Raw genomic sequence first — 14748 nt, forward strand, 5'->3', positions numbered from 1 at the left:
TGCTGGATGTCAGTCCGTCTTCGCGAACAGGCTCGCTCCCACAGGAAGCGGCCCGTTCACTCACATCATCAAGCCGAAGCCTGACCTTCAGCCAGGAAGAACCAGGTTTCCAGTACGGAATCGGGGTTCAACGAAACGCTTTCAATGCCCTGCTCCATCAGCCATTTGGCCAGATCAGGGTGGTCCGAAGGACCCTGACCGCAAATACCGATGTACTTGCCAGCCTTGTTGCAGGCCTGAATCGCGTTGGCCAGCAGCTTCTTGACCGCCGGATTACGCTCGTCAAACAGGTGCGCGATGATCCCGGAGTCACGGTCCAGGCCCAGGGTCAGCTGGGTCAGGTCGTTGGAGCCGATGGAGAAGCCGTCGAAGAACTCGAGGAATTCTTCAGCGAGGATCGCGTTGGACGGCAGTTCGCACATCATGATGATGCGCAGACCATTCTCGCCGCGGGCCAGGCCATTTTCGGCCAACAGATCGATCACCTGGCTAGCTTCGCCCAGTGTACGGACGAACGGCACCATGATTTCAACGTTGGTCAGGCCCATCTCGTTGCGCACACGCTTGAGGGCGCGGCACTCGAGTTCGAAGCAGTCACGGAACGCTTCGCTGATGTAACGCGAAGCACCACGGAAGCCCAGCATCGGGTTTTCTTCTTCCGGCTCGTAGAGCTTGCCGCCGATCAGGTTGGCGTATTCGTTGGACTTGAAGTCCGACAGACGCACGATGACCTTTTTCGGGGTGAAGGCAGCGGCCAGGGTGCTGATGCCTTCAACCAGTTTGTCGACATAGAAGCCAACCGGATCATCGTAACCGGCGATGCGCTTGTCGACGCTGTCCTTGATGTCCTGCGGCAGACCGTCATAGTTCAACAGCGCTTTCGGGTGAACACCAATCATGCGGTTGATGATGAACTCCAGACGGGCCAGGCCCACACCGGCGTTCGGCAGCTGCGCGAAGTCGAAGGCGCGGTCCGGGTTGCCGACGTTCATCATGATCTTGAACGGCAGATCCGGCATGGCATCGACGGAGTTTTTCTTGATGTCGAAGCCCAGTTCGCCTTCGAAGATGTAACCGGTGTCGCCTTCAGCGCAGGAAACGGTCACGCCCTGGCCGTCCTTCAACAGCTGGGTAGCGTTGCCGCAACCGACCACGGCGGGGATGCCCAGCTCGCGAGCGATGATCGCCGCGTGGCAAGTACGGCCGCCACGGTTGGTGACAATGGCGCTGGCGCGCTTCATGACCGGTTCCCAGTCCGGGTCGGTCATGTCGGAGACCAGAACGTCGCCGGGCTGGACTTTGTCCATCTCGGACACGTCCTTGATGATGCGGACCTTGCCGGCGCCGATGCGCTGGCCGATGGCGCGACCTTCAACCAGCACGGTGCCGGTTTCTTTCAACAGGTAGCGTTCCATGACATTGGCCGAGGTGCGGCTCTTCACGGTTTCAGGACGGGCCTGAACGATGTAGAGCTTGCCGTCGTCGCCGTCTTTGGCCCATTCGATGTCCATCGGGCACTTGTAGTGCTTCTCGATGATCATCGCTTGCTTGGCCAGTTCGCTGACTTCGGCGTCGCTCAGGCAGAAACGTGCGCGATCAGCCTTGTCGACGTCGATGGTCTTGACCGACTTACCGGCCGTGGCCACTTCGCCGTAGATCATCTTGATGGCTTTACTGCCCAGGTTCCGACGCAGGATGGCCGGACGACCGGCTGCCAGCGTGCCTTTGTGGACGTAGAACTCATCCGGGTTCACCGCGCCTTGTACGACGGTTTCACCCAGGCCGTAGGCGCCGGTGATGAACACCACGTCACGGAAGCCCGATTCGGTATCGAGAGTGAACATCACGCCGGCGGTGCCGGTTTCGGAGCGGACCATGCGCTGCACGCCAGCCGACAGGGCAACCAGCTTGTGGTCGAAGCCCTGGTGGACGCGGTAGGAAATCGCGCGGTCGTTGAACAGCGAAGCGAACACCTCTTTGGCGGCGCGAATAACGTTTTCGACACCACGGATGTTCAGGAAGGTTTCCTGCTGACCGGCGAAGGAAGCGTCCGGCAGGTCTTCGGCGGTAGCGGAAGAGCGCACGGCCACGGCCATGTCAGGGTTGCCGGCCGACAGCGTGGCGAACGCGGTGCGGATCTCGGCGTTGAGCTTCTCGGGGAATTCGGCTTCCATGATCCATTGACGGATCTGGGCGCCGGTCTTGGCCAGGGCGTTGACATCGTCGACGTCCAGGGCGTCGAGGGCGGCGTGGATCTGATCGTTCAGGCCGCTCAGCTCGAGAAAATCACGATAAGCCTGAGCTGTCGTGGCGAAGCCACCGGGCACCGATACACCGGCACCTGCAAGGTTACTGATCATCTCGCCCAGGGATGCGTTCTTGCCCCCCACATGCTCTACATCATGGACGCCGAGCTTATCGAGGGAAACTACGTACTCTACCAAGGTGATCTCTCCACTAACTGTGTTGGAAAAGCTCAGAAGCCGGCTGCTCTATGGAGCGTTTGCCAGCTGTATGGCCTGGACCTGGAAAATAAGTGAGAATGCGGGCCACTGGCGGCCGGCAAATCGCGCCTACTATATCCAAGATTCGTCACTAGCTTAAGGCCCAAGGTGCAAATGAAACGATCTGCTTTCTTTATTTCCGACGGCACCGGCATCACAGCCGAGACCCTCGGCCAAAGCCTCCTGGCGCAGTTCGAAAACATTACCTTCAGCAAATTCACGCGGCCATACATCGACAACGTGGATAAAGCGCGGGCCATGGTACAACAAATCAACAAAGCCGCCGAAACCGACGGCTTTCGGCCGATCATCTTCGACACCATTGTCAATCAGGACATCCGTGAGATCCTCGCAACGTCCAATGGTTTCATGATCGACATTTTCTCGACCTTCCTGGCGCCTCTTGAACAGGAACTGACCGAGCATTCTTCCTACACCGTCGGCAAGTCCCACTCCATTGGCAGCAACTCCAATTACATGGAGCGGATCGAGGCGGTGAACTTCGCCCTCGACAACGACGACGGTGCGCGCACGCATTATTACGACAAGGCGGACCTGATCCTAGTGGGCGTGTCGCGTTGTGGTAAGACGCCGACGTGCCTGTACATGGCCATGCAATTCGGCATCCGCGCGGCCAACTACCCGCTGACCGAAGACGACATGGAACGCCTGCAACTGCCAGGCACCCTGCGTGCCCATCAGCACAAACTGTTCGGCCTGACCATCGACCCGGATCGTCTCACCGCGATCCGCAACGAGCGCAAGCCCAACAGCCGCTATTCGAGCTACGCCCAGTGCGAATTCGAAGTGCGTGAGGTGGAGAATCTGTTCCGTCGCGAGAACATTCCGCACATCAATTCCACGCATTTTTCGGTGGAAGAGATTTCGGCGAAGATTCTGGTGGAGAAAGGCGTGGAGCGGCGCTTCAAGTAGTTCTTTAGCGACTCTTAGACCGCTTTCGCGAGCAAGCCCGCTCCCACAGGGGATTTCGGTGGTACACAAATGTTGTGTCCACTGAATATCCAATGTGGGAGCGGGCTTGCTCGCGAAGAACGATCACTCGGTCTCAGCCAATGCTCCCACCAAAGCTTCAAACCCTTGAAGCAACAACCGATCATCCCCCGTCGAATTACACACACTCGCCCTGATGAACTGCGGCACCGCCCCATGCCCGACTGCAAACATCTCGGCGGTAGCCACCAGATAATTATTCGCCTTGAGCTCCTCAGCAATCTGCGAGGCCCGCCAAGGCTCGGACACTTCGACCCAGAAGTGCGGGCTATGGGGATGGGTTTTGTACGCCAACCCCTCCAACAGCCCACTGACCAGCGCCTTGCGCCGACCGATCTCAACAATCTGCTGGCCCAGCAACCGCTCGGTGATGCCGTTTTCTATCCACAGACTCGCCACCTCCAGCGACAACGGACTGGCCATCCAGCACGTCCCCCGCACTGCTGCGCTCAAGCGTCCGATCAACGGTTGCGGCGCATGCAGGTAACCGACTCGCAAACCCGCCGAAACCGCCTTGCTCAGGCTGCCGATCAGCACCGAGCGCTCCGGGGCGAAATGGCTCAAGGGTAACGGTCGCTGTTGAGCTAATACCGCGTGGGCTTCGTCTTCAAAGATCAACAGATTGTGCTGCCGACAGACCTCTACAATCGCCTCGCGCCGTGCGACGGACATCACAGCAGCCGTAGGATTCTGGATCGTCGGTGTGCAATACAGCGCCGACACACGATGGTTGCGGCAAACCTCCTCCAGCGCATCGGGCATCAGGCCTTCATCATCCATCCCGACGCCGATGAGTTTTATCCCGAGCTGGCGTGCGACGCTGATCAACCCCGGGTAGGTCAGGTGCTCCGTCACCAACGTATCGCCCGCCTTGAGCAACCCCATCAAGGCACACAACAGACCGTGCTGGCCGCCGTTCACGCAAACGATCTGCTCGGCATTCGGTACAAACTCTTTATGCCTGAGCCAATGCGCGCCCGCCGCACGATAGCGTGGCAAACCGACATCGGCGATGTAGCCGCTGATGTGTTGCAACGCCTCAGGATCAAGGGACAACGCTTGCAGGCTCTGACTCAAAAAAAGCGCTTCCTGCCCCGGAATCGGTTGATTGCGGCTCATGTCGAAAAACGCCCGAGGCTCATCACTGACATTGCGAAAGCCACCGTCCCGCGGCCGTTCCATCCCGCGCTGACGCACATACGTGCCGTCTCCTACTCGCGCGACCACCAATCCCACACGTTCGAGTTCACCGTAAGCGCGGCTGATGGTACCAATGGTCACGCCGAGGCTATCCGCCAGCAACCGATGAGGCGGCAATTTGCAGCCGGGCTCGATCAGCCCTTCAGCGATGCCTTTTTCGATCGCGTCGGCGAGGCGCTTGTATTTCACACCCAGACCGTTCGCCAGGCCGTCGCGCAGGATTGACACCATGGCAATACTTGTTTTGACAGTCATTCCAGCCCCGAATAGCGTGCTTGAAACAGGTTCAATCAGGGATAGACCTTTTGCAGATGAAGGTCAATTCCGAACATAAAAGGAGCTCGCTCATGTCCATTGCCGTCAGTGCACCTTCATGTACTGCAAAACCCTGGCTGGCCGCCCTGGTCACCAGCGTGTTGTTTCTGATCGTGTGCCTGAGCTGGGGCACCACGTGGCTCGGGATCAAGATTGCCGTTGAAAGCGTGCCACCGCTGACCGCCGCTGGCCTGCGGTTCCTCATCGCCTTCCCGCTGTTTCTCGGCTTCGCCCTGATACGTCGTGAGCCGCTGCTGTTTCCCAGAGAAAGTCGCTGGTTCTTTGTCTTCGTCACGTTGACGTATTTCAGCCTGCCGTATTACTTGCTCAACTACGGCGAGATGCACGTTTCGTCCGGCCTGACGGCGCTGCTGTTCAGCTGCATGCCAGTGTTCATCCTGCTGTTTTCCGCGCTGTTTCTGCGGGAGAAAATCTATCCCTCGCAAGTGCTCGGCATCGCCATCGGTTTCGGCAGCCTGTTCATGATCATCCGCAGCCAGGGGTTGCATCTGGACCATGCCGAGTTGTTCGGGGTGTTGGCGATTCTCTGCGCGGCGGTGATGCATGCGCTGTGTTACGTGGTGACTAAAAAACACGGTACGGCGATCAGCGTCATTACCTACAACACGCTACCGATCGGCATCGCCGGTTTGATGCTGTTTGTCGCGGGATTGCACTTCGAAACGCCTGTGTTTGCTGCGATCAGCCTGCGTTCCTGGAGCGCCCTGCTCTATCTCGGGCTCGTGGCGTCGGTGGGCGGATTCATTGTTTATTTCATACTGCTCAAACGCCTGAGCCCGATCATTCTGTCATTCGTATTCATCATTTTTCCGGTGTTCGCGGTGATCATCGGTGCCTGGTACGAAGGGCAAACCTTGTCCCGGGAACTGATGATGTACTCGGCGATTTTGCTGACGGGGTTTGCGATCACCAAATTGCCAATAGAAAAATGGCTGACACGGCCCCTGTAGGAGCTGCCGAAGGCTCGGGCCGCGTTCGGCAGCTCCTACGGGGGATTGGCGTTTATCCGATCAAATGACGAACAAGTCGACAAACCGGTTCACCGGCGTGGTTTCAAGCTTCGCCTGATCCTTGCACAACGCAAAAATCTCGGCGCTGCGTTGGGCGGTGAAGCGCGTCGCCAGGTTGGCCTTGAACTTGTCTTCCAGCAGCGGAATGCCGTCGGTGCGGCGACGGCGATGGCCGATGGGGTACTCCACCAACACGTTTTCGGTGCTGGAGCCGTCCTTGAAGAACACCTGTATCGCATTGGCGATGGAGCGTTTGTCGGCCTCCAGGTATTCGCGGGTGTAGCGCGGGTCTTCGACGATGACCATTTTTTCGCGCAGCACGTCGATGATCGGATGCGCCGCGTGGAAATCGTCCTCGTACTGCTCGGCCACCAGATTGCCGAACGCCAGCGGCACGGCTGTCATGTACTGAATGCAATGGTCACGGTCCGCAGCGTTGGCCAACGGGCCGACCTTGGAGATGATGCGGATCGCCGATTCGTGGGTGGTGATGACGATTTTGTCGATTTCGTGCAGGCGATTTCTGACTTGCGGGTGTAACGTCACGGCCGCTTCGCAGGCCGTTTGCGCGTGGAACTCGGCCGGGAAGCTGATTTTGAACAGCACGTTTTCCATCACGTAGCTGCCGTACTGTCGGGAGAAACTGAACGTGCGTTTGTCTTCGGGCTTGAGCGCCAGGTCGTTGTTGGTGTGGCTGAACAGCACGTCGTAAAAGCCCCATTGTTTGGCGGTCAGTACGCCGGGGATGCCCATCTCGCCACGCATTGCGATGTCCGCCAGACGCACGCCACGGCTGGACGCGTCGCCGGCCGCCCAGGATTTACGCGATCCGGCATTCGGCGCATGACGGTAAGTGCGCAGCGCCTGTCCGTCGGCGAAGGCGTGGGACAACGCGGACAACAACTGCTCTCGATTGGCGCCCATGAGTTTGGCGGTGACAGCGGTCGAGGCGACTTTCACCAGAATGACGTGATCCAGGCCTACACGATTGAAGGAGTTTTCCAGCGCGATCACGCCTTGGATTTCGTGGGCCATGATCATGGCTTCGAGCACCACGCGAACGGTCAGCGGCGCATCGCCATTGGCGAGGCGTTTTTGCGACAAGTGATCGGCCACCGCGAGAATGCCGCCGAGGTTATCGGACGGATGGCCCCATTCGGCGGCGAGCCAGGTGTCGTTGTAGTCGAGCCAGCGAACGATGCAACCGATGTCCCACGCTGCTTTGACCGGGTCGAGGCGATAACGGGTGCCGGGGACGCGCGCGCCGAACGGGACGACGGTGCCTTCCACCATGGGGCCGAGGTGTTTGGTGCATTCGGGGAAGCGCAGGGCCAGCAGGCCACAGCCCAACGTGTCCATCAGGCAGTTGCGGGCGGTGTCCAAAGCTTCTTTGGATTCGATTTTGAAATTGAGGACATAGTCAGCGATGTCCTGCAGGACCGTGTCGTAGTCGGGGCGGTTGTTCTGGTCGACGTTGGTGCTCATGTTCGATTCACTCTTGAAGTGGTTCGTTGATGGGACCTCGGTTCAGGGCAATCTCATTCTTATTATTGAAATGCGATCCCGTAGGAGCTGCCGAAGGCTGCGATCTTTTGATCTTGCCTTTAAAAAAATCAAGATCAAAAGATCGCAGCCTTCGGCAGCTCCTACGGGGGTATTTGTCAGTTAGAAAGAATCGCCCGGCACACGGACATAACCTTCCATCAACACCCGCGCACTGCGGCTCATGATGGCCTTGTTCACGGTCCACTCGCCGTTCACCTGGCTCGCCTCAGCACCCACGCGCAAGGTGCCGGACGGATGCCCAAAGCGCACGGCATTGCGTTCAATACCGCCCGCTGCGAGGTTCACCAGCGTGCCGGAAATCGCCGCCGCCGTACCAATCGCCACCGCCGCCGTGCCCATCATCGCGTGGTGCAACTTGCCCATGGACAACGCGCGCACCAGCAGATCGACATCGCCCGCCGCAATCGCTTTGCCACTCGAAGCAACGTAGTCCGCAGGCTTGGCCACAAAGGCAACCTTAGGCGTGTGCTGACGCTTAGCCGCTTCGTCCAGATCCTTGATCAGGCCCATGCGCAATGCGCCGTAAGCCCGAATGGTTTCAAACATCAGCAACGCTTTCGGATCGCTGTTGATCGCACCTTGCAGTTCGGTACCGGTGTAGCCGATGTCTTCGGCATTGACGAAGATGGTCGGAATACCGGCATTGATCATGGTCGCCTTGAAGGTCCCGACGCCAGGCACTTCGAGGTCATCGACCAGGTTGCCGGTGGGGAACATTGAACCGCCGCCGCCCTCTTCTTCCGCCGCAGGGTTCATGAATTCGACCTGCACTTCAGCGGCCGGAAAGGTCACTCCGTCGAGTTCGAAATCGCCGGTTTCCTGCACTTCACCGTTGGTGATCGGCACGTGGGCGATGATGGTCTTGCCGATATTGGCCTGCCACACGCGAACCACGGCAACGCCGTTGTGCGGGATGCGGCTGGCGTCCACCAAACCATTGCTGATGGCAAACGAACCGACCGCCGCCGACAGGTTGCCGCAGTTGCCGCTCCAGTCGACGAAAGGTTTGTCGATGGACACCTGACCGAATAGATAGTCGACGTCGTGATCGGCCTTGATGCTTTTGGACAGGATCACGGTTTTGCTGGTGCTGGAGGTCGCGCCACCCATGCCGTCGATTTGCTTGTCATACGGGTCGGGGCTGCCGATCACGCGCAGCAACAAGGCATCGCGAGCTGGACCGGGAATCTGTGCCGCTTCGGGCAGGTCTTTCAGGCTGAAGAACACGCCTTTGCTGGTGCCGCCACGCATGTAAGTGGCGGGGATTTTGATTTGAGGTGCGTGAGCCATTGGTGCTCCTTAAGGGCAGACACGGGACTGAAATCCCGTGCCCACACATCGTGTTTTTAGACGGCAACCGCCGACTCTTCGAGGAAGTCCTGAGCGAAGCGTTGCAGCACGCCGCCCGCCTCGTAGATCGACACTTCTTCGGCGGTGTCGAGGCGGCAAGTCACCGGCACTTCGACGCGCTCGCCGTTCTTGCGGTTGATCACCAGCGTCAGCTCGGCACGCGGGGTGCGCTCACCGATCACGTCGTAGGTTTCGCTGCCATCGATGCCCAAGGTCTTGCGGTCGGTGCCCGGTTTGAATTCCAGCGGCAACACGCCCATGCCCACCAGATTGGTGCGGTGAATGCGCTCGAAACCTTCGGCGGCAATCGCTTCCACACCTGCCAGACGCACGCCTTTCGCTGCCCAGTCGCGGGACGAACCCTGACCGTAGTCGGCGCCGGCGATGATGATCAGCGGCTGCTTGCGTTCCATGTAGGTTTCGATGGCTTCCCACATGCGCATCACTTTGCCTTCCGGCTCGACGCGGGTCAGCGAACCCTGTTTGACCTTGCCGTTTTCCTTAACCATTTCGTTGAACAGTTTCGGGTTGGCGAAGGTTGCGCGTTGCGCGGTCAGGTGGTCACCGCGGTGCGTTGCGTAAGAGTTGAAGTCCTCTTCCGGCAGGCCCATTTTCGCCAGGTATTCGCCGGCGGCGCTGTCGAGCATGATCGCGTTCGACGGCGACAGGTGATCGGTGGTGATGTTGTCCGGCAGCACCGCCAGCGGGCGCATGCCCTTGAGCGGACGAGCCCCGGCCAGCGCGCCTTCCCAGTACGGCGGACGGCGGATGTAAGTGCTCATCTCGCGCCAGTCGTACAGCGGCGTCACTTTCGGACCGGTGTCTTCGTGGATGGCGAACATCGGAATGTAGACCTGACGGAACTGCTCCGGCTTGACCGAAGCCTTGACCACTGCGTCGATTTCTTCGTCGCTCGGCCAGATGTCTTTCAGGCGGACTTCCTTGCCGTCGACCACACCCAGCACATCTTTTTCGATGTCGAAACGGATGGTGCCGGCGATGGCGTAAGCCACCACCAACGGCGGCGAAGCCAGGAACGCATTCTTGGCGTACGGGTGAATCCGTCCGTCGAAGTTGCGGTTGCCTGACAGCACAGCGGTGGCGTACAGGTCGCGGTCAATGATCTCTTGCTGGATCACCGGATCCAGCGCACCGGACATGCCGTTGCAGGTGGTGCAGGCGAAGGCGACGATGCCGAAACCGAGTTGCTCCAGCTCGGTCGTCAAACCCGCTTCGTCGAGGTACAGCGCCACGGTTTTCGAACCCGGCGCCAGGGACGATTTGACCCACGGCTTGCGGGTCAGGCCGAGCTTGTTGGCATTGCGCGCCAGCAGGCCGGCGGCGATGACGTTGCGCGGGTTGCTGGTGTTGGTGCAACTGGTGATGGCGGCAATAATGACAGCGCCATCCGGCATCTGGCCGGGCACTTCGGTCCACTGACCGGAGATGCCTTGGGCGGCGAGATCCGAGGTCGCAACGCGAGCGTGCGGGTTGCTCGGGCCGGCCATGTTGCGCACGACCGAGGACAGATTGAAGGTCAGTCCACGCTCGTATTGCGCGCCTTTCAGGCTGTCAGCCCACAGGCCTGTGGTCTTGGCATATTGCTCTACAAGCTGCACCTGCTCGTCTTCACGGCCGGTGAGTTTCAGGTAGTCGATCGTCTGCTGGTCGATGTAGAACATCGCTGCGGTGGCGCCGTATTCCGGGGCCATGTTGGAGATGGTCGCACGGTCGCCAAGCGTCAACGCGGAGGCGCCTTCGCCGAAGAACTCCAGCCACGCGCCAACCACTTTTTGCTGACGCAGGAACTCGGTCAGCGCCAGCACCATGTCGGTGGCGGTGATGCCCGGTTGCAGCTTGCCAGTCAGCTCGACGCCGACGCTTTCCGGCAGGCGCATCCAGGACGCGCGGCCAAGCATCACGCTTTCCGCTTCCAGACCACCGACACCGATGGCGATCACGCCCAGCGCGTCGACGTGCGGGGTGTGGCTGTCGGTACCGACGCAGGTATCGGGGAACGCCACGCCGTCACGCACCTGGATCACCGGAGACATTTTCTCCAGGTTGATCTGGTGCATGATCCCGTTGCCCGGCGGAATCACATCAACGTTCTTGAAGGCTTTTTTGGTCCAGTTGATGAAGTGGAAACGGTCTTCGTTGCGACGGTCTTCGATGGCGCGGTTCTTCTCGAACGCCTCCGGATCGAAGCCACCGCGCTCGACGGCCAGGGAGTGGTCGACGATCAATTGTGTCGGCACCACCGGGTTCACTTGCGCCGGGTCGCCACCTTGCAGGGCGATGGCGTCACGCAGGCCGGCGAGGTCGACCAGCGCGGTCTGGCCGAGAATGTCGTGGCACACCACACGGGCCGGGAACCATGGGAAGTCGAGGTCGCGTTTGCGCTCGATGAATTGCTTCAGGGATTCGGTGAGCGTGGCCGGGTCGCAGCGACGCACCAGGTTTTCCGCCAGCACGCGGGAGGTGTATGGCAGGGTGTCGTAGGCGCCAGGCTGGATGGCCTCGACAGCCGCGCGGACGTCGAAGTAATCCAGATGGCTGCCGGGCAGCGGTTTACGGAATTCAGTATTCATCGTCAGGACTCGGTCACGGTAGTTTCAAAAGGTGGGGCCTGGCTTCGGGCTTGAGGTTCACGCCGTCCCCTTGTGGGAGCGAGCCTGCTCGCGATAGCGGTATCACAGTCGACATTTATGTTGAATGTCAGTCCGTCATCGCGAGCAGGCTCGCTCCCACAGGGGTTCTCGGTTCCTTCAGCTACCGATGTTCAGGCCTTCACCATTCAGCGTTGTTCGATTGGCACGAACTTGCGCTGTTCGACGCCGACGTACTCGGCGCTCGGGCGGATGATGCGGTTGTTGGCACGTTGTTCGAACACGTGCGCCGCCCAGCCGGTCAGGCGCGAGCAGACGAAAATCGGTGTGAACAACTTGGTCGGGATGCCCATGAAGTGGTACGTCGACGCATGGTAGAAGTCGGCGTTCGGGAACAGCTTTTTCTGTTCCCACATGGTCTTGTCGATGGCTTCGGAAACCGGGAACAACACGGTGTCGCCCACTTCGTCAGCGAGTTTTTTCGACCAGCCCTTGATCACCTCGTTGCGCGGATCGTTGTCCTTATAGATCGCGTGACCGAAGCCCATGATCTTGTCCTTGCGCTCGAGCATGCCGAGGGTGCCTTTGATCGCCTCTTCCGGCGAGCTGAAGCGCTCGATCATTTCCATCGCCGCTTCGTTGGCGCCGCCATGCAGCGGACCGCGCAGCGAGCCGATGGCGGCCGTGACGCAGGAATACATGTCCGACAGGGTCGAGGCGCAAACCCGTGCGGTGAACGTCGAGGCGTTGAACTCGTGTTCCGCGTAGAGGATCAGCGAAACGTTCATCACTTTGACGTGCAACTCGCTCGGCTTCTTGTCGTGCAGCAGGTGCAGGAAGTGGCCGCCGATGGATTGTTCGTCGCTCACGCAGCTGATGCGTTTGCCATCGTGGCTGAAGCGATACCAGTAGCACATGATCGCCGGGAACGCGGCGAGCAAACGGTCAGTCACGTCGTGTTGTTCGGAGAAGTCTTTCTCCGGCTCGATGTTGCCCAGGAACGAGCAACCGGTGCGCATCACGTCCATCGGGTGGGCGTCGGCGGGGATGCGTTCCAGCACTTCTTTAAGCGCTTGCGGCAGGTCGCGCAGCTTGCTCAGTTTGCTGATGTAAGCGGCGAGTTGTGTTTTGGTCGGCAGTTCGCCGTAAAGCAGCAGGTAGGCCACTTCTTCGAATTGTGCGTCAGCCGCCAGTTCGCGAACGTCGTAGCCACGATAGGTCAGGCCTGCGCCCGACTGGCCCACGGTGGACAGTGCGGTTTGCCCGGCAACCTGGCCACGGAGCCCGGCGCCACTGAGTACTTTTGCTTCGGCCATTGCTGTCTCCAATCTTGAATTTGTTAGGGAATCGGCAAGTTGTGATTCATCAGGTTATTCGGGGTGATGCCGAAAGATCGCAGCCTCGTTGCACTCGACAGCTCCTACAGAGGAACACGATCTCTTGATCTTCATTTCTTCGCGGCAAACAACGCATCGAGCTTCTGCTCGAAGGTGTGGTAGTCGATGCGATCGTAAAGCTCCATGCGGGTCTGCATGGTGTCGATGACGTTCTGTTGCGTGCCGTCGCGGCGGATCGCGGTGTAGACGTTTTCTGCGGCCTTGTTCATCGCGCGGAACGCCGACAGCGGGTACAGCACCAGCGACACATCGGCAGCGGCGAGTTGCTCGGTGGTGTACAGCGGCGTCGCGCCGAATTCGGTGATGTTGGCCAGGATCGGCGCTTTCACACGGCTGGCGAACAGCTTGTACATGTCCAGTTCGGTGATGGCTTCCGGGAAGATCATGTCAGCGCCAGCCTCGATGCACGCGGCGGCACGATCCAGCGCAGATTCCAGACCTTCCACAGCGAGGGCGTCGGTGCGGGCCATGATCACGAAGCTGTCATCGGTGCGCGCATCGACTGCAGCCTTGATGCGATCGACCATTTCCTGCAGGGACACGATCTCTTTATTAGGACGGTGACCGCAGCGCTTGGCGCCGACCTGGTCTTCGATGTGAATCGCCGCCGCGCCGAACTTGATCATCGACTTGACGGTACGCGCGACGTTGAACGCCGAGGAACCGAACCCGGTGTCCACGTCCACCAACAGCGGCAGGTCGCAGACGTCAGTGATGCGGCGCACGTCGGTCAGCACGTCATCCAGGCCGGTGATGCCCAGGTCCGGCACGCCGAGGGAGCCGGCAGCCACCCCGCCACCCGACAGATAAATAGCCTTGAAACCGGCGCGCTTGGCCAGCAGCGCGTGATTGGCGTTGATCGCGCCGACCACTTGCAGCGGATGTTCGCTGGCGACCGCATCGCGGAATCGCTGGCCTGGAGTGCTCTTGTTGGAACTCATGACTCACCTCGTTCAGTGGCTGTCTGGTTTGCGCCGTCCTGGTAGTGACGAGCGATATTGCGTTTGGAGGCGCCGATATGGCGGCGCATCAACAACTCGGCTAGCTCACCGTCACGGTCGGCGATGGCGTCGAGAATTCGGTGGTGCTCGGCAAAGGCCTGACGCGGGCGATTGGGCGTGGTGGAAAACTGGATGCGGTACATGCGCACCAGTTGATAGAGCTCACCGCAGAGCATCTGCGTCAGGGTGCGGTTGCCGCTGCCCTGGATGATTCGGTAATGGAAGTCGAAATCGCCTTCCTGCTGGTAGTAGCCGACACCGGCCTGAAACGCCGCATCGCGCTCGTGGGTTTCGAGGACCCGGCGCAGTTCGTCGATTTCTTCGAGGGTCATGCGCTCGGCCGCCAGACGGCAGGCCATGCCTTCGAGGGATTCGCGGATTTCGTAGAGTTCCAGCAGCTCGGCATGGCTCAACGAAACCACCCGCGCCCCGACGTGCGGCACGCGAACCAGCAGGCGCTGGCCTTCCAGACGGTGGATCGCCTCACGCAACGGCCCGCGGCTGATGCCATAGGTGCGCGCCAGTTCCGGTTCGGAGATCTTGCTGCCCGGGGCGATCTCGCCCTTGACGATGGCCGCCTGAATGCGCCGGAAGACGTTCTCGGAAAGTGTCTCTGAATCGTCTTGGGCAATGACCGGGGGATCGAGTTGATCCAGCATATTGTCGACACCTTGAAAGCTGATGCCGCAAAAACTAGCGAATACAGACCTTTTAGTCAAAGGATAAATAGGTATTGTCGACAATCGTCTAATAACCGACTGCAC

Annotated in this window: 10 protein-coding genes; 2 read left to right on the forward strand and 8 right to left on the reverse strand. The window is 59.8% G+C overall.

Annotation, left to right across the window (positions count from 1 at the left end):
- Nucleotides 1–68: 68 nt before the first annotated feature.
- Nucleotides 69–2444, reverse strand: coding sequence for a phosphoenolpyruvate synthase (gene ppsA, locus ACA059_RS22430; protein WP_095128801.1), 2376 nt, complete (start codon nucleotides 2442–2444; stop codon nucleotides 69–71).
- A gap of 174 nt (nucleotides 2445–2618) precedes the next feature.
- On the opposite strand from ppsA, the gene ppsR reads away from it, so the two are divergent.
- On the forward strand, nucleotides 2619–3437 hold the full coding sequence (gene ppsR, locus ACA059_RS22435) for a posphoenolpyruvate synthetase regulatory kinase/phosphorylase PpsR (RefSeq protein WP_046053150.1): 819 nt from the start codon (nucleotides 2619–2621) through the stop codon (nucleotides 3435–3437).
- Between the two features lie 123 nt (nucleotides 3438–3560).
- On the opposite strand, the gene ACA059_RS22440 is transcribed toward ppsR, so the two are convergent.
- Nucleotides 3561–4970: an aminotransferase-like domain-containing protein gene (locus ACA059_RS22440; RefSeq protein ID WP_497631048.1), complete on the reverse strand. Its 1410-nt coding sequence runs from the start codon at nucleotides 4968–4970 to the stop codon at nucleotides 3561–3563.
- A 137-nt stretch (nucleotides 4971–5107) separates the two neighbouring features.
- Between ACA059_RS22440 and ACA059_RS22445 the strand changes: the two genes are divergently transcribed.
- Entirely contained in the window at nucleotides 5108–6001 is an 894-nt protein-coding gene (locus ACA059_RS22445) for a DMT family transporter (protein WP_497634712.1), read from the forward strand.
- A 60-nt stretch (nucleotides 6002–6061) separates the two neighbouring features.
- Here the strand turns inward: ACA059_RS22445 and prpD are convergent, their stop codons facing one another.
- The 6 genes from prpD to ACA059_RS22475 form a co-directional block, all read right to left on the reverse strand.
- On the reverse strand, nucleotides 6062–7546 hold the full coding sequence (gene prpD / locus ACA059_RS22450; protein WP_497631049.1) for a 2-methylcitrate dehydratase: 1485 nt from the start codon (nucleotides 7544–7546) through the stop codon (nucleotides 6062–6064).
- Nucleotides 7547–7726: 180 nt separating this feature from the next.
- Nucleotides 7727–8917, reverse strand: a complete 1191-nt coding sequence (gene prpF, locus ACA059_RS22455; RefSeq protein ID WP_497631050.1) for a 2-methylaconitate cis-trans isomerase PrpF — start codon at nucleotides 8915–8917, stop codon at nucleotides 7727–7729.
- A gap of 56 nt (nucleotides 8918–8973) precedes the next feature.
- The gene (gene acnD, locus ACA059_RS22460; RefSeq protein ID WP_497631051.1) at nucleotides 8974–11568 is read right to left on the reverse strand and encodes a Fe/S-dependent 2-methylisocitrate dehydratase AcnD; all 2595 of its coding nucleotides are present in this window, start codon (nucleotides 11566–11568) and stop codon (nucleotides 8974–8976) included.
- Between the two features lie 206 nt (nucleotides 11569–11774).
- On the reverse strand, nucleotides 11775–12902 hold the full coding sequence (prpC, locus tag ACA059_RS22465; protein WP_095128807.1) for a bifunctional 2-methylcitrate synthase/citrate synthase: 1128 nt from the start codon (nucleotides 12900–12902) through the stop codon (nucleotides 11775–11777).
- A gap of 131 nt (nucleotides 12903–13033) precedes the next feature.
- Nucleotides 13034–13924: a methylisocitrate lyase gene (gene prpB, locus ACA059_RS22470; protein WP_008146328.1), complete on the reverse strand. Its 891-nt coding sequence runs from the start codon at nucleotides 13922–13924 to the stop codon at nucleotides 13034–13036.
- Nucleotides 13921–14640, reverse strand: coding sequence for a GntR family transcriptional regulator (locus ACA059_RS22475; RefSeq protein WP_177327884.1), 720 nt, complete (start codon nucleotides 14638–14640; stop codon nucleotides 13921–13923). Before ACA059_RS22475 ends, prpB begins: the two co-directional genes overlap by 4 nt.
- Between the last annotated feature and the right edge of the window lie 108 nt (nucleotides 14641–14748).

The sequence above is a fragment of the Pseudomonas sp. LBUM1647 genome, assembly GCF_059716175.1.